This is a genomic window from Sphingobacterium sp. R2 (genome assembly GCF_040760075.1).
Lineage (GTDB): Bacteria > Bacteroidota > Bacteroidia > Sphingobacteriales > Sphingobacteriaceae > Sphingobacterium.
The window spans coordinates 2,244,025-2,267,289 of sequence record NZ_CP142884.1 but is presented as its reverse complement, the minus strand read 5'-3'; the positions used below and the strand labels follow the sequence as shown (position 1 = coordinate 2,267,289).

Annotated in this window: 14 protein-coding genes; 13 read left to right on the top strand and 1 reads right to left on the bottom strand. The window is 39.2% G+C overall.

Annotated features, from left to right (window positions below; all coding sequences use genetic code 11):
- Positions 1-37: 37 nt before the first annotated feature.
- From VXM68_RS09495 to VXM68_RS09450, 10 genes are all read left to right on the top strand, one after another.
- Positions 38-2,401 (top strand): ABC transporter permease, encoded by a 2,364-nt coding sequence (locus tag VXM68_RS09495; protein WP_367211104.1) that lies wholly within the window; start codon positions 38-40, stop codon positions 2,399-2,401.
- A 215-nt stretch (positions 2,402-2,616) separates the two neighbouring features.
- Positions 2,617-5,007: an ABC transporter permease gene (locus VXM68_RS09490; protein WP_294345489.1), complete on the top strand. Its 2,391-nt coding sequence runs from the start codon at positions 2,617-2,619 to the stop codon at positions 5,005-5,007.
- Between the two features lie 97 nt (positions 5,008-5,104).
- Positions 5,105-7,465 (top strand): ABC transporter permease, encoded by a 2,361-nt coding sequence (locus tag VXM68_RS09485; protein WP_367211103.1) that lies wholly within the window; start codon positions 5,105-5,107, stop codon positions 7,463-7,465.
- 74 nt (positions 7,466-7,539) lie between these two features.
- A complete protein-coding gene (locus VXM68_RS09480) occupies positions 7,540-9,933 on the top strand; it encodes an ABC transporter permease (RefSeq protein ID WP_367211102.1) in 2,394 nt (797 codons plus the stop codon).
- Positions 9,934-10,124: 191 nt separating this feature from the next.
- Positions 10,125-12,530 carry an ABC transporter permease gene (locus tag VXM68_RS09475; protein ID WP_367211101.1) on the top strand — a complete coding sequence of 802 codons (2,406 nt, stop codon included), beginning with the start codon at positions 10,125-10,127 and terminating at the stop codon, positions 12,528-12,530.
- A gap of 27 nt (positions 12,531-12,557) precedes the next feature.
- A complete protein-coding gene (locus VXM68_RS09470; protein WP_367211100.1) occupies positions 12,558-14,954 on the top strand; it encodes an ABC transporter permease in 2,397 nt (798 codons plus the stop codon).
- Between the two features lie 246 nt (positions 14,955-15,200).
- Positions 15,201-15,425: a helix-turn-helix transcriptional regulator gene (locus VXM68_RS09465; protein WP_293939600.1), complete on the top strand. Its 225-nt coding sequence runs from the start codon at positions 15,201-15,203 to the stop codon at positions 15,423-15,425.
- A 245-nt stretch (positions 15,426-15,670) separates the two neighbouring features.
- Complete coding sequence (locus VXM68_RS09460) at positions 15,671-18,073, top strand: ABC transporter permease (protein WP_367211099.1); 2,403 nt, start codon at positions 15,671-15,673, stop codon at positions 18,071-18,073.
- Between the two features lie 648 nt (positions 18,074-18,721).
- Positions 18,722-19,381 (top strand): ABC transporter ATP-binding protein, encoded by a 660-nt coding sequence (locus tag VXM68_RS09455; RefSeq protein WP_367211098.1) that lies wholly within the window; start codon positions 18,722-18,724, stop codon positions 19,379-19,381.
- Positions 19,382-19,484: 103 nt separating this feature from the next.
- Positions 19,485-20,333 carry a transglutaminase-like domain-containing protein gene (locus tag VXM68_RS09450; RefSeq protein WP_367211097.1) on the top strand — a complete coding sequence of 283 codons (849 nt, stop codon included), beginning with the start codon at positions 19,485-19,487 and terminating at the stop codon, positions 20,331-20,333.
- 8 nt (positions 20,334-20,341) lie between these two features.
- On the opposite strand, the gene VXM68_RS09445 is transcribed toward VXM68_RS09450, so the two are convergent.
- Positions 20,342-21,502, bottom strand: coding sequence for a hypothetical protein (locus VXM68_RS09445; RefSeq protein WP_367211096.1), 1,161 nt, complete (start codon positions 21,500-21,502; stop codon positions 20,342-20,344).
- A 177-nt stretch (positions 21,503-21,679) separates the two neighbouring features.
- Between VXM68_RS09445 and VXM68_RS09440 the strand changes: the two genes are divergently transcribed.
- The 3 genes from VXM68_RS09440 (at position 21,680) to rpmF (ending at position 23,175) form a co-directional block, all read left to right on the top strand.
- Positions 21,680-22,330 (top strand): epoxyqueuosine reductase QueH, encoded by a 651-nt coding sequence (locus VXM68_RS09440; protein ID WP_367211095.1) that lies wholly within the window; start codon positions 21,680-21,682, stop codon positions 22,328-22,330.
- A 102-nt stretch (positions 22,331-22,432) separates the two neighbouring features.
- Positions 22,433-22,969, top strand: a complete 537-nt coding sequence (locus tag VXM68_RS09435) for a DUF177 domain-containing protein (protein WP_367211094.1) — start codon at positions 22,433-22,435, stop codon at positions 22,967-22,969.
- 14 nt (positions 22,970-22,983) lie between these two features.
- On the top strand, positions 22,984-23,175 hold the full coding sequence (gene rpmF / locus VXM68_RS09430; protein WP_046672269.1) for a 50S ribosomal protein L32: 192 nt from the start codon (positions 22,984-22,986) through the stop codon (positions 23,173-23,175).
- Positions 23,176-23,265 lie beyond the last annotated feature (90 nt).

The window sequence follows — 23,265 nt, the reverse complement described above, 5'->3', positions numbered from 1 at the left end:
ATAACGAGTAGCTTATAATTAAATACCAAACAATAAAATGATTCAGTTATTCCTAAAAACAGGACTTAGAAATTTAAAACGCAGTCCCCTCAATACAACAATAAATATTTTGGGATTAGCACTGGGGTTTACTGTTGCTCTGATCAGTACGTTATGGGTGCTGAAACAATTTTCTTTTGATAAGCATTACCGCAATTATCAACATATTTATCAGGTCATGATGACCGGAACTTTCAACGATGAAAAATCAACTGATCGCTCTACGCCTATTCCTTTGGCCAAAACGATTGTCTCTGATTTTAAAAATGAGATGCCAGATGCCACTTTGGTCACCAATCTAGAAAGCAATAATCTTAAAGTAGGTGATAAAAAATTAAATGCTCCGGGGTTTTACGCCATGGGAAAATTTGCCGAATTATTTTCTCTCGAATCTGTAAAAGGAAATAGTACCACACCGGGCAATCCATCAACCATCATAATTTCAGAATCTTTAGCAAAACGACTGTTTGATAAGTTAGATATCATCGGGAAAACACTTCAATTGAATGGCAAAGAACAGTATACTGTTCAAGGTGTTTATAAAGATATTCCTGAAAACAACACTTTTTATGGCTTAGATTATGTATTGCCGTTTGTCGATTATCTTGCGAAAGACCAAGGCATACAAGACAGCTGGTCCAGCTGCTTTTTTAGCACTTTCGCCAAAATCGACAATGCTGCCTTTGTTCCCGCGTTGGAAAACAAGCTGACAAATATTATCAACAAAAAAATACCGGATATAAAACCTGAGATCCTCTTACATCCGATGTCGAAATGGCATTTATACGATTCATTCAAAAATGGAAAGAACGTAGGTGGACAAATTCAATATGTATGGATGTTTGGGTGGATCAGTATATTCATTATGTTGCTGGCCAGTATAAACTTTATCAATTTAAGTACTGCAAGAAGTCTAAAAAGAGGAAAAGAAATCGGCGTTTTAAAATCTGTTGGCGTCAATCGCAGCCAACTTATCGCTGGCTTTCTTGTGGAATCCATCCTCGCGGTAGACTGTGCTTTTTTGATCGCCGTTCTATTGGCTACAGTACTGTTGCCTTGGGTCAATACAATCACCCATACGAACTTACATATGCCCTTTATGGATCTTCGATTCTATGGCTACTCCTTAGCAGGAATAGGCGTTATAGGTCTTTTAGCAGGTATTTACCCTGCGCTATTTTTATCGGCATTTAATCCTATTCTTGCTCTTAAGGGTAAAATCAACAGCCGAAAAGGCGGATCAAGAAGTAGAAAGGCAATGGTCATCGTGCAATTTGCGATTTCTATTTTCCTGATGATATCCACTTATCTGGTGATCCAGCAACTGCGTTACACAAAGGATCGTCCTATGGGATATAAAAGTTCCAATTTGCTGAATATTACTTCCTCTAGTCCTACAATCATTAAAAACTTTAACGTGCTCCGGAAAGAACTGATCGAGCAGCGATTAATTCAGGATGCGGCACTTTCCTCCAGCTTTGTCAACCGTCTTTCGTTGACCGGAGGTGGATTTAATTGGCAGGGAAATGACAGCAAAGATGGTGCTATTATGGGTATCTTTACCGTTGATGACAATTTTGCGAAGACTGTACAATGGGATTTTATACAGGGCCGTAATTTTTCAAAAGATTTTAAAACAGATTCAACCGCTGTTATTTTGAATGAGGCCGCTGCTCAATTTATGGGCGTGACAGACCTTAACAGTAAACAGCTTTCACGTGCCGGTATTGATTATCATATTGTGGGTATTATCAAGAATACACTTTCCGAATCCCCTTTTAAATCGATTACGCCGACAGCTTATTTCCTCAAATTTTTACCAAAGAACAAGATCACGCTGCAATTGAACGAAGGTCAAGATGGTAAGCAGGACTTAAAAGCTATTGCGGAAAGCTTCAATCGTATAGATCCTGATTTGATTTTTGATTATACCTTTACGGATCAGGAATATGCCAAGCAGTTTCAACAAATGGAAATGATCAAGAGCTTAACAAGTTTATTTACAGGACTGGCCATACTCATTTCCTGTCTCGGTCTATACGCCTTAGTGTCCTTTCTTACGGAGCAACGTGAAAAGGAAATCGGTATTCGAAAAGTATTGGGTGCTTCAGAACTTGGCTTGTGGCGACTACTTTCCACAGAATACATTTGGCTCACGGGCATCAGCTTTATGCTTGCATCTCCCCTGGCTTATCTGTTGATGAAATCGTGGCTCGAAAACTATGTCTACCGCATATCAATTACATGGACGGTGTTTGCTATCACAGGCTTAACCGCACTAGTCATTACCATATTAACCGTTAGTTACCAAGCGATTAAAGCTACTTTAGCAAATCCCGTAAAAACCCTAAGAAGCGAATAATATTAATTTGTTCGGGGACGGACACTGTACTGTCCGTTTCCGAACATTTAAAACCACCACAAAAACACATCAAAAACCTAAAAATCAATACATTATATTTATGGCAGACGAATTGAATTAACTGACTTTGCTATTTGTCTAATAACACAGCCTTCTACTAAAGCGAACTATGTGACAAGAATATAGCCTAATTAACAGTCTAAATACGCATAACCATGGTAAAGAATTATTTTAAAATCGCTTCGCGAAATATTAGAAAAAACAAAGGATTTTCTCTTCTAAATATGTTTGGACTTAGTATAGGAATAACATGTTTTCTATTATTGGCGGCATATATATACCATGAATCGAGCTATGAACGTTTCTTTCCCCACGCTGACCGCCTAGCTTATATTAGCCTCACCTATAAATCACCCAATAGCACCGAAGAAGTAAACTCTGCCGTAACACCAACAGGCTTAGCGCCTACATTGCAGGCTGAATTTCCGGATGTAGAACAAGCAACCAGATTCTACAGCTATTCCAAAGGCGGCAAAATAGAATCCAAAGAAGCACTAATAACTGAAAAAGGCCTGCTGTATGCTGACCAGAATGTTTTTAAAACTTTAGGTTATACCTTTCTCGAAGGTGATTCACAATCAGCTCTGGCAGAACCAAATCAGATTGTCTTGACAAAAAAACTCGCAGAGAAATATTTTCCCAAGCAGTCGGCCATCGGTCAGACACTATCCATTGACAAAGTCAACTGGAAAATCACAGGCATTATCGCAGACTTGCCCACGAATACACAGCTGAACTTCTCCGCACTCCTTTCCAATAAGGGATTAGAACGCTACAAAGAAATAGCATGGTCTTCTGCAAATGATGTAACCATAGCGCTCTTAAAAAATAAAGATCAGTTCAGCTTGATCCAACAGAAATTGGATCAAATGACTAAATCAAAATTCGCCGAAGCGACAAAACAAGGCTATCAATTTCGATTTATTCTGGAAAAGCTGACCGATATCCATCTCCACTCCAAAGCAGCAGGTACAGGAAACATTACTTATATCTATATTTTAATGGCATTAGGTGCTGCGCTTATTATTTTAACCTGTATCAATTTTACAAATTTGGTATTAGCACATGCGCTTGAACGTAAAAAGGAAATCGGTGTCAAGAAAGTACTAGGTGCTGCAAAGAAAACGATATTCTTTCAATTCTTCTTTGAATGTAGTATCATGGTCTTTCTAGCTGTTGGCTTTAGTCTTTTGACAACTGTACTCTTATTACCGGTATTTAGTTCGTTTATGGGCGCTGAGATAAAATTGACGATATGGGCCGATCCCCGCTTTTATGCAGTTTTGGCTACATTTATAGTGTTAATAACTCTGCTTTCGGGCGGCTGGCCAGCCTATTCCATAGCAAGCTCAAAACCTATTTCGATTTTTAAACGAAAATTGACTGAAAAACAAAATGGTATATCTCTGAGTAGAGTACTCGTTACTTTTCAATTCAGTATCTCTATATTTTTTATTATCTGCACCTTATTCGCCGGTAGGCAGATGGATTTTATCCAGTCTAAAAACACCGGATTGGATCGCTCTGATATGTTGGTCATTGATGGCCGAGGATGGCAAAATAAAGAAAGGCAGCTATTAAAAGAAAAGTTAATGCAGCTCAATAGTGTCCAGGGCGTTACCGCTTCGTATGACAATCCTGTCAATATCCAAGGTGGCTACAGCGTCAGTGAAGTAGAAGGCCAACCCAATGATTTTGATATGGATGTCACGGCAATTCCGATTGAAAAAGATTTTGTTTCTGTTTTTCACATTCAGTCTGTAGCCGGTGAACCGCTATCAGATACGGATATCTTACGTGCACAGGATACAGTCTCACCCGAATATGGTTTCGTTGTAAATACGCTAGCGGCATCCGCTATGGGGTTTACACCCCAACAAGCAATTGGAAAGAAAATCAACCTAAACGGGCGTAAAGGAATGATTAAGCAGGTGGTCGCAAGTTTTAACTTTGCTTCGCTACATAGTGAGGTTAAGCCGATCGTACTCTTTCCAGAATATGATTATTTCGGCAATATTTTTATTCGACTCAATCCGACATCGCCGGTGAAAGATGCTCTTGCGCAGATAAAAGCTGTTATAAAAGATATTGATTCAAAAAACAGTTTTGAGTATCACTTTCTCAATGATGATTATAATAAGTTATATCTCAAAGATCAGCAAACAACACGAGTAATGCAGTTATTTTCCATCATTACCATTGCTATTGCCTGTATGGGACTATTTGCATTATCGGCCTACGCCGTGCAACAACGTTTTAAGGAAATAGGAATACGTAAAGTATTAGGTGCTTCAACAATCAAAATTGTCCAGATATTAAGCCTCGACTTCATGGTTTTAGTCTGCTCTGCCCTGCTAGTTAGTGTACCATTGGGATGGTATGCTATGCATCGCTGGATTGAGAATTTTGCCTATCATATTACGTTGGATTGGTGGGTATTTATATTGGCTGGAATCAGCGCATTGTTTGTATCATTTATAACCATCAGTTTTCAAACTGTAAAAGCTGCGATTCTGAACCCAGTTGATAGCTTAAGAGACGAGTAATTATTAACGTGACTAATTAACTAATACATCCGATAGATAACACCCGAGAGACTCTGTAAATTTCTCTCTTGCTATTTATCGATAATCGAAACAAAAAATGCTTAAGAATTATATCAAAATAGCTTGGCGTAACCTTTGGAAGAATAAAGGTTATTCCGCAATCAATATCATTGGGTTGTCCATCGGCATGACTGCCGTATTGATTATCGGAATATGGATACAAAATCAATATCAATTTGACAATTTTTATAGCAATAATACCAGTCTTTATAAACTTTGGAACAAATATGAAGACGAGGGAAAAATTAAACTTCAACAAGTTACGTCGGGCCTCGCATCACCAGCACTGGAAGCTGAATATCCAGAGGTAGAACACGCTGCACGAATTTATTGGAGCTCTAATAGATTATTGTCTTTCGATGAGAAAAAAATAAAATCTAAAGGAAACGAAGTTGACCCCGCCTTTATACAAATGTTTGATTTCAAAATCCTTAGGGGAAATAACAACAACGCGCTAGCAGACAATAAAAGTATTGTTCTCACGGAGAGCCTGGCAAGAAATATCTTTGGCGATATCGACCCCTTGGATAAAATAGTTATGCTCGACGATAAAGAGCCTTATAAAGTAACTGCTGTAATCGCGGATTTGCCGAGCAATACAAATTTTGATTTTACCTATTTAATCCCCTTGGCTCAACCGGAGAATTACTCTCCGAATTGGACTTCCAATTCATTTTACACCTTTGTGCAGCTGAAAAAGGGTGTTGATATAGAAGCTTTCAATGAAAAACTGATCGGTTTTATCACAAAAAAAACGAACAATATCTCAAAAGGATCGCTTTTCCTATATCCTTTGTCAAAAATGCATCTTTACTCCAAATTCGAACAGGGAATACCTGTGGGGGGAAAGATAGACCAGGTCAAACTGATTGGTGGTATTGGCCTACTAATTTTGCTGATCGCCTGCATCAATTTTATCAATCTCAGTACGGCAAGAAGTCAGAAAAGAGCAAAAGAGGTTGCGGTTCGCAAAGTGGTGGGCGCCCAACGTTTCAACCTGATTGCCCAATTCCTTACTGAATCGGTCTTATTAGCACTTATTTCTGGACTAATCGCTATTGGTATGGCCATCGGTATATTGCCCTTATTTAATAAAATATTAGACAGGCCTTTATCATTTTCCTTAACAGATCCAATCATCTGGATATCGTTAGCCGGATTCACACTTTTTACAGGCACATTGGCCGGATTATACCCTGCCTTTGTCCTATCTGCATTTAAGCCCGTTAAAACACTGAAACCGCTAAGCCACTCCAAAAAGTTTGTGTTGAATTTTAGAGAACTACTGGTCATTTTCCAATTTGGTATCGCGATTATACTGATTATAGCGACTATGATTGTACGACAGCAAATCAATTATGCTGCGCAACGTGATATCGGTTACAACAGTTCACAGCTGATCGAAATACCAATGGAAGGCAATATGGAAAAAAATTATGAAGCAATTAAATCGGAGCTGATCAGCGCCAACATAGCGCAGTCGGTGACACGCACCGGTTGGTCTATTACACAAAATGCATCGAATACGAGCGGAGGTTTTCTATGGGAGGGTGCTACTCCTGAACAAGGCAATAAAATCGTCTTCAATCTTGGAAAAACAGAAAGTGATTTTGTGAAGACGCTTGGATTAAAACTTATAGCAGGCCGAGATATCGATTATAGTAGAATGCTAGCTGATAGCTCGTCAATATTGCTCAATGAAGCTGCCATTAGAGAAATGAATCTCAAAAATCCGGTTGGCAATTACTTAAAATGGGGCGATAAGACATATACGATTGTTGGTGTTATCAATGATTACATTAGCGGATCTCCCTATAATCCCGTCTCTCCATTGTTAATATCTGCGAACAAAAATTGGCTATTTAACATGGTTATTCGGGTCAATGTTACATCATCGTTTAGCGATCAGTTGAATCAAATTGAAAAGACGCTTAAGAAATTCAATCCAGCTTATCCTTTTGAATACAAATTCGTTGATCAACAGTTCGCTTCAAAATTCGGCGATCAACAACAGACGGCTAAGTTAGCATTTATCTTTTCGCTATTAGCCATATCCATTTCCTGTTTAGGTCTATTTGGACTTGCATCGTATATGGCCGAATTGAAAACAAAAGAAATTGGTATACGCAAAGTACTTGGTGCATCCGTCTCAGGAATTACAGCAATGTTATCTAGAGATTTTGTCAAACTTGTCGTCATTGCCATTTTAATTGCATCTCCTATTGCGTGGTGGGCTATGAATAAATGGCTTCAGGATTTCTCCTATCGCATTGAAATACAGTGGTGGACATTTGGTTTAGCTGGAGCCTCCGCCATACTGATCGCTCTCATTACTGTCAGCAGCCAAGCAATTAGAGCTGCAAGCAGTAATCCGGTGAAGGCATTAAGAGATGAATAGCGGCTAAGTACAGTTAATTAATAAGATTAGGCTTTAAAATCAATTTTAAAAACAAATAGAGAAAAACTATAATTATGATAAGCAACTACATCAAAATAGCATGGCGCAACCTAATGAAGAATAAATCGTTTTCTATGACTAACATCATCGGGTTGGCAATAGGTATGGCCGGAGCATTGCTTATAGTGCTTTGGTTACAGAACATGTTGACGATGGACCGCTTTCATGAAAAGGGCAATCGCCTCCATGTCTTGAGTAATCGTGATGAATTTAAGGGCGATAAATCGGCTTGGGCATATACACCTAAAATATTAGGCCCCTCATTGGCCGCTGATTTCCCAGATATCGAAGCGTTTACACGATACAATGAGGGACACGAATTTTTAACGACATTTAAAGAAAAGAAGCTTATTGCAAACACAGTTTTTGTCGATCCCGGATTTTTCAAGATGTTCTCCTTTCCTTTTATGAAAGGCGAACAGAATGTTAAATTTGATCACCCAAAAGGTGTTGTTCTTACTGAAAGCTATGCAAAGTCGCTGTTCGGCGATGAGGATCCAATAGGCAAATCGGTTAGAATAGATTCGGTCAATCAAGTTGATGTACAAGCTGTTCTCAAAGATATCCCGAGTAATTCAAGTTTCAGATTTGACATACTTCTTCCTTTTGAATATGCAAAAATAATTGGTTATGTGGATGACAACTGGAGCAATAATTCAATAAGTACTTATGTCTTATTAAAAGATGGTGCTTCTTTAACAGCATTTAATAGTAAGATCAAGACCTATTTAAGGGATCATATCAATGCCAGCAATAAGGCAGAGGGTCGCTTATCAGCGAAAAACACAGGGGAGATTTTTGCTTTTCCTTATCCCGATTCTTTTCTGTATAACAATGGTAAAGGTGGAAATTATACTTCGGGACGGATTGATATTGTCAAGCTTTTTGCGTGGATCGGTGTTTTTATTTTATTAGTAGCCAGCATCAATTTTATGAACCTAAGCACAGCACGTTCTGAGCGTCGCGCAAAAGAGGTTGGTGTCCGTAAGGTAATTGGTGCAAGTAAGGCAAGCCTAATGGCTCAATTTCTCGTTGAGAGCATACTAATTAGTTTAATTGCGATGGTTCTCGCAACTTTACTTGTCTTTATAGTGCTGCCCTTTTTCAATGATCTTGTTGGTAAAAATCTTAGTCTTTCCTTATTGAGTCTACAGACCTGGCTTTTTCTACTCGCATTTGCACTGTTTACAGGGATATTAGCAGGTACTTATCCAGCCTTTTTCCTTTCCTCATTTCAACCGATCAAAACTTTGAAAGGAAAATTTGTTTCGAAGAGTAAAGGGTTTAACATTCGTTCCATACTCGTTGTTATACAGTTTAGCCTCGCTATTATATTGATTATCGCTACAGTCATTGTGGCAAAACAAATCCAGTATACTAAGCAGCGCGACCGCGGCTATAATGAAAATGGTTTGCTCTATAGCAGTATTAAAGGAGACCTGGAAAAGAATTATAAAATCCTCCGGGACGAGCTTTTGGCCAGCAATGCTGTTGTCTCTGTATCGAAAAACATGTCGCCAGTAACTGACTTTTATAGCAATGGTTGGGGATTTACCTCAGGTACACCTACCGAGGAGGACAAAAGAATTTCTTACAACCGCTTTAGTACGGACGCAGATGCGGTAAAAAATCTTGGTCTCACTTTGATTCAAGGACGTGACATCGACATATATAAATTTGCAACAGACAGTACAGCATTAATTTTAAATGAGTCTGCCGTTAAAAGTCTTCATCTCACAAACCCTCTAAACAGCATTGTGGATGGCGATGGCACCAAATGGACAGTTGTTGGAGTTGTCAAAGATTTTATTATAGGATCGCCTTTTGGGGACAAAAAACCTATGGTAATATTGGGTCCAAAGGCTTGGTTTACAACGATTCACTATCGTTTAAATACAAACAATAGCATCGCCGGCAACTTAAAAACAATTGAAACTATCTTTAAAAAATTCAATCCAGATTATCCATTTGAATATCAGTTCATTGACAAAACGTATGAACAAAAATTTAAGGAAACAAAGGCTATAGGTACATTAGCGATGGTTTTTGCAGGATTGACGATCTTTATTTCCTGTTTGGGATTACTGGCACTGATCGCGTATATGGCCGAAACGCGCATGAAAGAAATTGCTGTCCGCAAAGTTCTTGGCGCAAGTGTCACCCAAGTAACTTCTTTACTTTCGATCGATTTTATCAAACTCGTGGTGGTCGCAATTTTTATCGCCACACCTATTGCTTGGTGGGCCATGGATAAATGGTTGCAAGATTACAGCTACCGAATAGCGATCCATTGGTATTACTTTGCCGTTGCTGGATTGATGGCCATTTTAATCAGTATGGCTACTATAAGTTATCAAACGATTAAGGCCGCTTTAGTGAATCCCGTCGACAGTCTACGTGATGAATAAAATAGACTCGTCTGTTCAGCTATGGACAAAGCACTGTCCGATATTGAACAGCAAGGAAAAGAACCAGGAAGACAACACGTTAATGATCAAAAGGATAACTACTTGGCCAAACATTTGTATTTTAGTTTTCTAAGTCGAGCACACAAGCGATCAGCAGCTCCACGACCGGAATAAATTCTTAGTATAAGACAATGAACTTTACAAACTTCAAGATTGCGTGGCGAAATATCGGAAAGAAAAAAGTCCAAAATCTGATCAATCTAATTGGATTGACCTGCGGTATTACTTTTCTACTACTTGTAAGTGCCTATGTATGGGATGTACACCAAGTGAATAGCACTATCAAAAATATTGATCGGCAATTTTTGTTGCAAAGCAAGTATAAGAAAGAAGGATTTGGTATTAACTTAACCACACTAGGGGCGCTCCCCAAAGCCTTGCATGAGGAGTATCCCAATCTGGTCTCTAACTATTATCGGATTGATGGATTGACCGGTATCGTAGCAAACGGTGCGACAGTACATGAAGAAGGCATGTCTCTTGGAGATCCCAGTCTATTGACGATGTTCGGATTTCATATTCTGGCGGGCAATGCCAATACGGCATTAAATAATCCCTTTTCAGTTGTTATAAGTGACAAAGCAGCCATAAAATATTTCGGGCATGTGGATGTACTCGGCAAATCGCTACAGATAAAAAATTTCAAGGGTGAAAAGCAGGATTTTGAAATTACAGCAATCATCAAATCCGATGTTCAAAATGCCATTATGGATCTCACAAAGAATATGCATGCCGACATATTTTTACCGATCATCAATGAGCAATTCTTTGGCCGATCGATAGACAATTGGAATAACCCTTATATTGCCGGTTACATCGAATTGAAACCAGGTGTAAGCTTGAATCGTGTAGATGCCGCCATTGAAACGTTGGTAAGAAAAAATACCGATAAGGAATTTTCCAGTGAATATAGCCCTGATCTAAAACCATTGAAAACTTATTATTTGGATGACAACCAAGGGGCCGTCCGTAAAATGATACAGACGCTGGTTTGGACTGCCATCTTCATCTTGATCATGGCCATCATCAATTTCGTCAATTTTAGTATTGCTCAGCACATTACGCGATTAAAGGAAATCGGTGTTCGAAAGATGATGGGATCATCTCGCATGCAGCTTATTAGACAGCTGATGACCGAATATATTCTGATTGTGGCCATAGCAGCATTGATCAGTCTTCCAATTTATTTCATCACAAGTCCAATCTTCGAACATGTCTTGATGCGCAAGCTACCCTCGTTGGTGGAATTACCAATTTACTTTTTTGGTCTACTGGTTATAATGACGTTGTTCATTGGTCTATCAGCGGGGCTCTATCCAGCCATTAAACTTTCCAATGTCGCAATACTTCCGGCAGTCAAAAGCCAGTTTTCGACGCTGGGGGGCAAACAGCTGGTCCGAAAAATTCTTTTGTTTTTTCAATTTGGGGTAGCCTTGCTCCTGCTTGTCTGCACCTTAATTATTTCCAAACAAGTGGATCTATTTCTCCATAGCAATCTAGGCTACAACAAAGACTACTTATTAACCGTTCAGGTACCTAGAGATTGGTCCGTAAATGGTGTTCGCAAAATGGAGACCGTACAACAGGAACTCAGCCAACAGCCAGAAGTAAAATCAATAAGCTTATCTTATGAAACTCCCGGATTGCTTGGGTCCAATATGCAGCCTGCCTTCGGGACGACAGATGACAGAGAAATCCAGGTACAACGGATTACAAGTGATAGTCATTTTTTGGAAACGTATGAGATACCACTAGTTGCTGGAACTTTTCTCCCTAAAAACTATGTTGCCAATGCGAATAACAATCCAGTTGTTATCAATAAAAAGGCCATGAATGATTTTGGTTTTAAAAATGCCGAGCAAGCTATTGGTCAGCAAATTGCTCTGGCTGATCCCAGTTACAAAATGACTATTGTGGGCGTTGCAGACAATTTTGTTGCCAATTCACTTCATCAGGCCTCTCCTCCTATCGTCTGGACAGATGTACAGGAAAGCTTACAATATCGATACTTTAGCATCCGTTTACAGCAAGGCTCCCTTTCCAATGCAGTACAACAACTCGAAAAAAAGTGGAAAACGTTGTTGCCCGATGCTCCATTCGAATATCAATTTATGGATGAACGTATCAAAAATTTATATGAAACTGAGCTGCAGTTGCATCGCGCTTCCCACATTGCTACGGTTGTTTCGCTGCTGATTGTTGTATTGGGACTTACCGGATTAATATCGCTTTCCATCCATCTGCGCAATAAAGAAGTCGGCATTCGTAAAGTACTTGGGGCTTCCCTAGCACATTTGATGTTGCTCTTTTCGAAAGAGTACTACGGAATCTTCCTATTTGCGGCATTAACGACAGTTCCACTGAGTTATCTATTGATGCAATACTGGCTGCAAAATTACATTATCAGAATAGAAATCAATGCGTTTACCTACTTGTTACCATTGGGGACTTTGATTGGTTTGCTGAGTTTATTGGTGGGCATTATTGTATTTCGATCAACTCGGTTTAATCCCGTTGAAAAATTACGAGATGAATAATTTACGAAACCAATCCATATTAACCCTATGATAAAGAACCATCTTAAAACCGCCTGGCGGACATTGATGCGCAATCGTATCTATTCGCTATCAAACCTCGTTGGTTTAACGATTGCCCTGCTGGTTTTTATGCTAATCAGTTCACTTGTCGTTGATGAGCTTTCCTACGACAGACAATGGAGCAACTCCAAAGCGCTCTACAGAATGCGAATTGTGCCCAAAGAAACGCAGAAAGGATTCACAAACAATAATTCGGGAGCTCCTGAAGGTATCTCTGCAACATTAAAAGCTCATTTCCCAGAAGTACTTGGCTATACTTCAATCAATTCATTTTCACCAAAATTAACAATAAACAAGCGCTCAGGGCAATTTACCGAAATCAATACGCTGGAAGTCGACAGCGGCTTTTTCCATCTTTTTGATACAAAAATTATCGCAGGTAATCCGAAACAGGTTATTTCCGGAGCAAAAAATATCACATTGACAGCTTCTGGGGTACAAAAATACTTCGGTGGCAAAGACGTGCTCGGTAGCACATTCTACAATAAACCTCAAGAAGGGGAACCCGAAGCTTATTATGTTAATGCCATTATTGAGGATATGCCCCATAACTCTTCCTTCCAGGCAGAAGCCTTCGTGCTGATGCCTAAGGTGAATGAATTCAATCCCGAAAAAAGTGGTTCGTTACAAACACAAATTCTATTGCTCAAAAGTACAACTGATGTTCAAAGTTTTTCAGACAAGATAAACAAGTGGTATAATACGCAAAAACTAGGTGATTGGACGAAAGAGCACAATCTTTTTATTGAGCCCATCACAGATATACACTTGCGAAGTATTACAGGTTGGGAAAACCCGATGCAAGACATTTATCTGCTAGCAGGAATAGGGATCTTGATCCTTGTATTGGTCAGTATCAATTATATCAACTTGAGCTTTGCCCATGCACTCAAACGCACACAGCAGATCGGTATACGCAAAGTACTGGGAGCAAGCCGAAAAAATGTGATCCTACAAATGGGCCTAGAGAGTACCATACTCTTTGCCGGCTCTTTTATGATTGCATTTTTGAGTTACGTGCTTATCAGTCCTGCATTTGAACACTATTTAGAACATCCATTGACCATGAGCTACCAACATTCCCTATTCATGTTTGTTGGATTGCTATCCATGTGGATCATTCTGGGCTGGCTTTGTAGCCTACCTACGGCCTTGTCACTATCAAAAACACGGCCGTCCCTAGAACTTCGGAAACAGCTTTCTTTCTTCAAGCTCCCGCTAAATATGGCATTTACCAAAGTGCTGGTGATTGTACAGTTTGCCATTGCCATCGTCGTAGCGATTTGTATGGTGTCCATGCGGGCACAATTGCATTACCTGTACAACAAAGATCTTGGCTATGCCCCCAAAAATCTCTTGACCATCAATTATACCTCCTGGGAGGGAAAAGATCAGGCGTTCAAACAAGAGCTATTAAAACATTCGTATATTTCTTCGGTCAGTCTCACAAGCTGGACGCCCTTTAGTGGCAGTGTAGATTTTAAAACAGTAAAAGACCCTATCAATCCGAACGAAGAACTCCCAGTTGTATTTGTCTATGCGGATTATGATTACATCAAAACAATGGGTATAAAGCTCCTGAATGGCCGGCCTTTAAGTGCGGACTATGCGCTGGATAGGCCATTTACGGATTCGATACAGGCCGAGCAACAGGTCTTTACCAATATGCTCGTTTCCGAACAGACCGCCCAACGGCTGTCTTTAAAACTTAATAAGAGCAATGAGCCTTTAAACAATACACCCGTAGGCATATTTAAAGAGTTCAACGGAGCAAGTCTAAAGTTTCCGATCGGTCCTTTTGCGATTAAAGCGCAAAATGAATGGGAAGGCAGCTGTATGCTTATCCGCGTAGAAGAAGGTAAGAAAAAGGAAGCTTTAGCACTGGTAAACAGCACGTGGAACAACTTTTTCCCTAACCGGATAGCGCAGATCAACTGGCAGGAAGATCAGGTACAGCATCAGTATAACAAAGAGAAAAAGCAGTACCAACAATTGGCACTTTTTACAGGAGCTAGTATGCTGATTGCTATCTTAGGGATCGTAGCCATTGCCATTTATACGTTAGAACGAAGAGTAAAAGAAATTGGTATCCGTAAAGTGCTCGGTGCTTCGGTAAATACGATCACCTATATGATTTCCAAATCATTTATTTTACTCCTGCTGATAGCAATTCTGATCGCTTTGCCCATAGCATGGTGGTTTATACACAAATGGCTGGAAAACTTTTACTACCATATCGATGTTCCGATTGCTCTCTTTGTTTTCACGGGATTGTTTATGGGTTTGACGACATTAACGATTATTGCTATCCGGATATTCCAGACAGCCCGCATCAATCCCGTAAATAGTTTGCGGGATGAATAAGAAAAAATAAGCCGTAGTTGTGCAAATTTAAATCGAGCAAACTGTTATTTAGCTAAAGGGAATGAAAGTTTATAATTGGTGTAAGTTTTTTGAATTTTCGCTGTTTTCATAATTGGTACATTGAAACAATATAGATTTTCGATACAAAGAAATAGAAAGTATTGCAAAAACAAAAACATTTGTATAAATAAAAATAACATTATCTATATTTATCTATACAAAAGGACAGATTATTAAAATAAAAGGATGACAAAACTAGGCGAGTTTCTAGCGAAGAAATCTGTGAATAAATCCCAGATTGCCCGCAAAACAGGATTAAGTAAAGCGAGAATTAATGAATTGACCATGACCGAGACCGCTAAATTACGTTTAGATGAAATGTATTTGATTGCTCTGGCCATTGATACAGATCCGGCCAAAATGATGCTTGAACTTTGCGAACATCTCCAACTGAAAGAGATTAAGGACTAGGATACCTTCCTAGAGCCCTTTAATAAGATGATCTGTGCGGTATTGGACGAAAAACTGTTCGATATCGTACAGCCTCAAAATCCAACAAACAAGACAAAAAACTAAAAAACAATAACTTAACAAAATGGCAATACAATTGACTTCAGTCTAATGTCTAGATTAATTGGTCGATTACCGATCGACCAATAAGATCTTAAAAATGTATTGTTATGATAGGAAATAGTCTTAAAATCGCTTGGCGAAACATGGCAAAAAATAAGCTCTATTCTTTTATAAAGATCGGAGGATTTGCTTTTGGTATCGCAATCTGTATGCTCATCGTACTGTATATCAAGCATGAGACCAGTTACAACAAGTTTTATCCAGCAATGGATCGCACCTATCGTCTCGTCGTTCAGCTACCGATCGAAGGTAAAATTCAACGTTGGGTATCACTCTCGGCTCCCGTTGCCCCAGCACTGAAAGCCGAAATTCCCGCTATCGAGCAAACAGGCCGAATACTCCCTAACCCTTTATTTGGCGCCGGAAGTAACCAGCTCTCCCTGAATGATAATCCGCAAAGCTTTTATGATGATGGCTTTGTCTATATTGATCAATCTATTCTCGACATGTTTCCGACACCCATGGTTTCAGGAACTCTTGCCCACGCATTGGATGAACCCAATACACTTGTCATTACGAAAAGTAAAGCGGAAAAATACTTTAAAAATGATCCTATCGGACAGACCATTTATCTGAACAATAACAGATCCAAGCTGTATACCATTACCGGCGTGATCGAAGATATACCCCAAAACTCCACTTTAGCAGGTTATAGCTTCTTCATGTCGCTCGCAGGCGAACCCTTTTATCCCGGTGAACAGAACCAATGGCTCAGCAATAATTACACGGTCTACGTTAAATTAAAGCCGCAAGTCAATATTGAACAAACCGAAAAGGAGATTTTGAGAAATTATAAAGCGCACTATTTACCTGAATATAAAAAATCAGGACGTAAGCTCAATCCTCTATTCGAACAGGCAAAAATCAACTTACAAAATGCACTTGACATCCATTTGAAATCTTCCGATATCGATGACGATAAAGTCAGTACATTGAATCGGGGAGATATTCGCATGGTCTGGACTTTTGCCATCGTCGCATTGTTTATTCTTTTGATTGCCTGTATCAATTTTATTAACCTATCGACCGCCAATGCCGCTACAAGGTCCAAAGAAATTGGCATCCGGAAGACAATTGGTTCGACAAGGACATTATTGATCGGACAATTCCTGCTCGAGGCAATTTGTTATAGTGTATTGTCTTTGCTTGTTGGTCTATTGTTGAGTTGGGTTTTGTTGCCCATATTCAACAGTCTCGCCAATAAGTCCCTCACCATCCCATGGACATCCCCTTACTTTTTCCCATCTTTATTATTGACAATACTGATCATCGGCAGCCTGGCAGGAATCTATCCAGCTTTGTATCTATCCCGATTTAAACCGATTGCCGCATTGAAAAATAAGACCACCGGAGCCAAATCTTCATTATTCAGAAATGGGCTTGTCGTCTTTCAGTTTGCGACGTCCATCATCCTTATTGTAAGTGCCTTGGTGACCAATCAACAGATACGTTATATCCTTGAAAAAGATTTAGGTTTTAAAAAGGAGCAGGTCATTATCCTACGTGGTATTGGTACATTGGGAAATCAGATCCCAAGTCTTAAAAATGAGTTGAAGTCCATTGCAAATGTAAGTTCCGTTTCCTTAGGCGATTTTATTCCAGTCCCCATTGATGGTGTCAAAAGAAACGGCAACCCATTTTGGAATGAAGGCAGACGGGAGGTCGATATGGCCACACAGGGACAGTTCTGGGAGATTGACCAGGATTACCTTGAGACCTTCGGATTGAAACTGACCAAAGGTAGAAATTTTGATCCCAAAATGGCCACAGACAGCACGGCTGCCATCATCAACCAAAAATTGGCGAATGACCTGGGATTAAAAAATCCCATCGGAGCAAAAATAACCAATGGCGATACCTGGACAGTCGTTGGTGTTGTGGACGATTTTATTTTTGAGTCGCTGAAAGGTAAAGGATACGCTGGCTTATGTATGGTATTACGGGGTTATCCCTCACTTTTATCCATTAAAGTTAAACCCGAAAACCTACAGGAGACCCTGAACGGAATTAACAGTGTATGGAATAAATTTTCACCCAATCAAAAGATCAATTACAGTTTTTTGGATGAGAGCTTTGCTTCCCTTTATCAAGATGTTGAACGAACGAAAAATATATTCAGCTGTTTTGCAATCGTCGCCATTTTTGTGGCTTCCCTCGGTCTCTTTGGACTAGCCACCTATGTGACACAACAGCGGACAAAAGAAATCGGTGTGCGGAAGGTGCTTGGCGCAAGTACGATGAGATTACTGAAACTGCTGTCTGGAGACTTTATAAAATTGGTGTTTGTTGCCTTGGTCATTGCCACACCTGTTGCGTGGTGGGCAATGAACCAATGGCTCAGAGACTTCAACTATAAAATAGATATCAACTGGATGTACTTTTTTCTAGCTGGCATGGGCGCTGTCCTCATCGCCTTAGGTACCATTAGTTATCAGACCTGGAAGGCTATCAGGACCAACCCCGTCGATAGTCTAAGAGATGAATAAAGTCAGAAGAACTTAAAAATTGGTGTTTGTTGCCTTGGTAATTGCCATGCCTGTTACGTGAGGGCAATGTACCAGTGGCTTAGTGGGAATGGTTGTTCGATTGTGAACGAAAACTGTTCGAAATCGAACATCCAATAACAAAACAAAAATACGATAAGTGATTTATAACAAAACAATTACAACACTGGCAAGGGGATTGCATTTTTCAATTAGGTGAAATAGTCAGTATTGGTTTAAATATACACTTCCAGCGTAAAATGGCACAAAATGATTTCAAACTGGCTTGGCGTAAACTTGTAAAGAACAAAGGATTTACTCTTCTAAATATAATTGGATTGACATTGGGTTTTACCGGTTTTATTTTTTCCTATCAATACATCAATCGAGAGAGCAGTTACGATAAATGGAATTCACTTCAGCTGTTCTGGTGGTCGTTTTTGATCTCAATATTTTGCATATTTATGTTGATATTATTTTCCATCAGCTTTCAATCTATAAAAGTTGCAAAAACAAATCCAGTAGACAGTCTGCGGGAAGAATAATAAAAAAGGAATAGAACCAATGACAGTCTTTACGCTGCAATCGATTACCTATTGTGGCTACTAGAAAAAATATAAATGCGAATATCTAAGATCTCAATATTAAAAAATGATACAATTAAAAAATTTATTCAAGTGGTATAATGTAGGTGGTACACGCTCATTCGTCCTTAAAGATGTAAGTCTCGATATCGCTGAAGGCGATTTTATCTCCATCATGGGGCCATCGGGGTCTGGAAAATCGACCCTGCTGAATATTATCGGTATGCTTGATGAACCTGACGAGGGCGGGTATTTTTTTATGGGCGAGAATGTATTGGAAATGAAAGCGAAAAAAAGAACGCAGCTTTACCAGTCCCATATTGGCTATGTATTTCAAGCCTATCATCTCTTGGATGAATTGACTGTATACGAAAATATCGAAACGCCCTTGATCTATAAAGACATTTCAAGCAAAGAAAGAAAAGCCATTGTGGCCGATATGCTCGATCGTTTTGGCATCGTTGGAAAGAAAGACCTATTTCCAGCGCAGTTATCTGGGGGGCAACAACAGATTGTCGGTATTGCACGTGCATTAGCAGGTTCGCCTAAATTATTACTGGCCGATGAACCTACGGGTAATTTAAACTCCAAACAGGGTGAAGAAATCATGGATCTATTTAAACAGCTCAACGATGACGGTGTGACGATCATACAAGTAACGCATTCGGAAAAGAATGCAGAATACGGTAAAAGAGTTGTCAATATGCTGGATGGTCAGCTCAAATAATTGTACGCCAATTTAACCTAAATAATCCCTGCCCGGTGAGTAAATTACTGGGAGGGGGATTTTTGTATACTATTTCTCGAATCAATTTTTTAACTTCGTTAGGATGAATGAGAGAGAGTTGAAATCGCTAATATCCCTGTTGGACGACACCGACCAACAGATTATTCAGGAAGTGGAACACCAGTTAAAAAGCCAAGGTCCTGAGATTGTACCCTATTTAGAAAAATTTTGGGAATCGAGCTTCGATCCCCATATACAAGGACGTCTGGAAAATATCATTCATGAAATTCAATTTGATCAGACCAAAAACGAGCTACAGATCTGGAACCTGAGCAACTCATTCAATCTACTGGAAGGATTAATTATCCTCAATAATTATCAATATCCTTCTTATGAAAACCATAAAATTGTTTTGGCGATAGAAGACCTCAAAACTGAGGTATGGCGAGGCCTGCATTACGACATGACTCCACTGGAACAAGTTAACCTGATGAATCACGTTCTTTTTGGATCTTTTGGCTTAGCTGGGAATACAAAGGACTATCATCACCCACAGAACTCCTATATTGGTCAGGTACTGGGCACAAAAAAAGGAAATCCCCTAACCTTATCTTGCATCTATAGCATCATTGCACAGAAACTGGACATTCCGATCTATGGAATTAATTTACCAAAGCATTTTGTGTTGGCGTATATGGATATGGACGAAGAAGGGAATGAACAAGTTCTATTTTACATCAATGCATTTAACCGCGGTCAGGTAATGCAAAGAAGTGATGTAAATTCATTTTTGAAGCAACTGAACCTATATCCAGATAGAGCGTTTACCTATCCCTGCGATAATGTTACAATCATTAAACGTGCTTTACGAAATTTGATGTCTGCATACGAAGAGCATGAAAGTTCAAGCAAGCAACAGGAAATCAGAACACTGTTTGAACTGCTTGCTTAAACTATTTATTAAAAGTTTGTAATCGAACGACCATCCAAAAAGATATAATTTGGACGCAGAGTACCGTAGGTTTTTGCTGCGATATCGGGTTGTATGTTGCCTTCTTTTAACAAAGGAAATCGCGAAATAGTATGATTCGTTAGATCAGAAACATAAAAAAACTTTCCTTCGTCGCGCCGGTCGTCAATTGTTACTCCCCAAGGCTCTACTAATCCAGTATTTGCTCCACCGACAACATAATCAGGTTCGACATCTGTTTTGTCTGTAGTCCCACTAAACAAAGCGGCAGGATTTTTAAAAAATAATACTTCTTTACCCGATGTTACCGAGAATAACCCCTTATTGGGTGCATAAGATACGGGGCCCAGTTGTGTTCTTCCTTTGATATAGACTTTCATCATAGGCGAGAATCTTTCAGGTCCAACAATCGTATCACGTGCCTGATTAATCAATTGTTGTTGAAGATTGGCATAAACAGCAAATCCACTTCCCTTACCTGAGCCATCACTATTAAAACCTATAACTACTAACTTATCGTTTTTATCGCTGCCATTGAGCAAGGTCAGCGAACTCGGGATAACAGTTCCCAGATTAATCTGTTTGTCAATAATAGGTGCTCCACCTTTACGGCCTACCTTCCCAGAAGGTGTACTAATGGCATACAACATGGAGCTACCGGCTCCACGGTTTGTCACGGCTAAAAGAAACGGAATCGTTGTCGCTGATGTAGCACTATTTTGTTGCGAAAAAGTGTAGTAGGCCAATCCCATTACATTCGTGAAACCACGGTATCCAATTGCGCCGGAATTACCAGGAATACCATAGATATCATTTGCAAATGGAATAACTTGTAAAAATGTGTCCTGCGGTGTAATACTTGCCTGGAAGACGGCCTTGGCATTCGCATCAAAGAGAATCGGCCCGCCCCCTTTAGCCGGAGATAGATATTGATAGATATTATCCAAATTGTTGGTATCTGCTGGGTCAACAATCATCATATTCTTCAGGGAAGAATTATTCGGATCATAATCCAAAAAAGAAATATACAATCTTGATATCTGCGTGATGCGTCCTTCGTTTGTTGGTTCATCGTCCAATTTCTTACAGGAAACAAAACCTATAATACTGATGAATACTATAATAATACAGGATTGAAACGAAAATTTCATGTTTTTTTATTAAAAATAGTGTATTGCGTTAAACATACAAATCTACTAATATATGTAGAATATAAATGAATTTATATGATTCTTTTAGGGACAACCCCTTCAAAGTAAAACGGAAATATTTGTCAATTCGCTACTTTTTGATTAAAATTGCCTTTGTTTTTGTTAGGATATACGATTATGGAAAATAAGGAATTTGTAAGGGAGAAATTGACGTTACCTGGAGAAGGCAAGAAATTACTTTTACACTCCTGCTGCGCTCCTTGTTCTGGAGAAGTGATGGAAGCACTCATTGCTTCAGATATCGATTTTATGATTTATTTTTACAATCCAAACATTCATCCACGCAAAGAATATGATTTACGCAAAGACGAAAACATTCGATTTGCAGAAAAACATCATATTCCTTTTATTGATGCAGATTATGATGTAGACCATTGGTTTGATTTAGCCAAGGGGATGGAGCAGGAGCCTGAGAGAGGCATTCGCTGCACGATGTGTTTTGATATGCGTTTTGAAAAAACAGCGGAATATGCAGCGGCGAATGGCTTTGATGTGATTTCAAGTTCATTGGGCATTTCCCGCTGGAAAAATATGGAGCAAATCAACGATTGCGGCTTACGTGCGGCTTCTCGCCATGAAGGTATGGAATACTGGACCTTCAACTGGCGTAAGAAAGGTGGTTCTGCCCGTATGTTGGAAGTCTCCAAGAAGGAGAAATTCTATATGCAGGAGTATTGCGGCTGCGCTTATTCGCTGCGCGACACCAATAAATGGCGCATGGCAAATGGGCGCGAAAAGATAGAGTTAGGCAAAAATTATTATGAATAAGCCCTATCATTGGTTGGTATAAAGCTTGGCCTTAGAATATTTAAAAAAATATTTCAATCCTAATGATTTTATACATACCTTTGCAGGCTCAAATGCAAGATTGTGAAACATCTAAAACAATATAGAATTCCCTTTTCGGGGCTCAACGCTGGAAAGCACAATTTTGAGTTTGACATTAATAAAAAGTTCTTTGACTGCTACGAACATTCAATTGTAAAAGATGGCAATCTGGAAGCAGAAGTTGAGTTGCAAAAACAGGAGAACCTGTTGATATTGCATTTTGATATCCAAGGTGAAATTCTGTTGACTTGTGATACCTGCTTAAAAGAGTTTATGTCACCGATTTCAATTCAAGAGCGGATATTAGTCAAATTCACGGATGAAGATTGGACAGATAATACCGAAGAGGTGTTGATTTTATCCAAAAGCGACCATGAGTTGGATATAGCTGAACTATTGTATGAATACATTAATTTAGCTGTTCCCTATATCGTCAAATGCGAAGAGCAGGGACAAGGCATACAATGTGATCCTGAGATGCTCGCATTATTCACAAGCGAGCCAGAATCAGAGGAACAAAAAGAAGAAGAAATTATCGACCCACGTTGGGAAGCATTGAGAAATATTAAAAATAACTAAAACAAGAATACGAGATGGCACATCCAAAACGTAAGACTTCTAAATCAAGAAGAGACAAAAGAAGAACACATTATAAAGCTGAAGCTCCAAGCTTGACAGTATGTAAAGAAACTGGCGCAGTTCATTTACCTCACCGTGCATATACTGTAGACGGAAATTTGTACTACAACGGTAAATTGATCATTGAAAATACAGCTGTTGTCTAAGGTAAACCTTTCATAACGCCAAAACATCCCAGACAAGCACTATTTTAGAAATTTGCTTTACTTTGGGATGTTTTTTGCGTATTATTGATT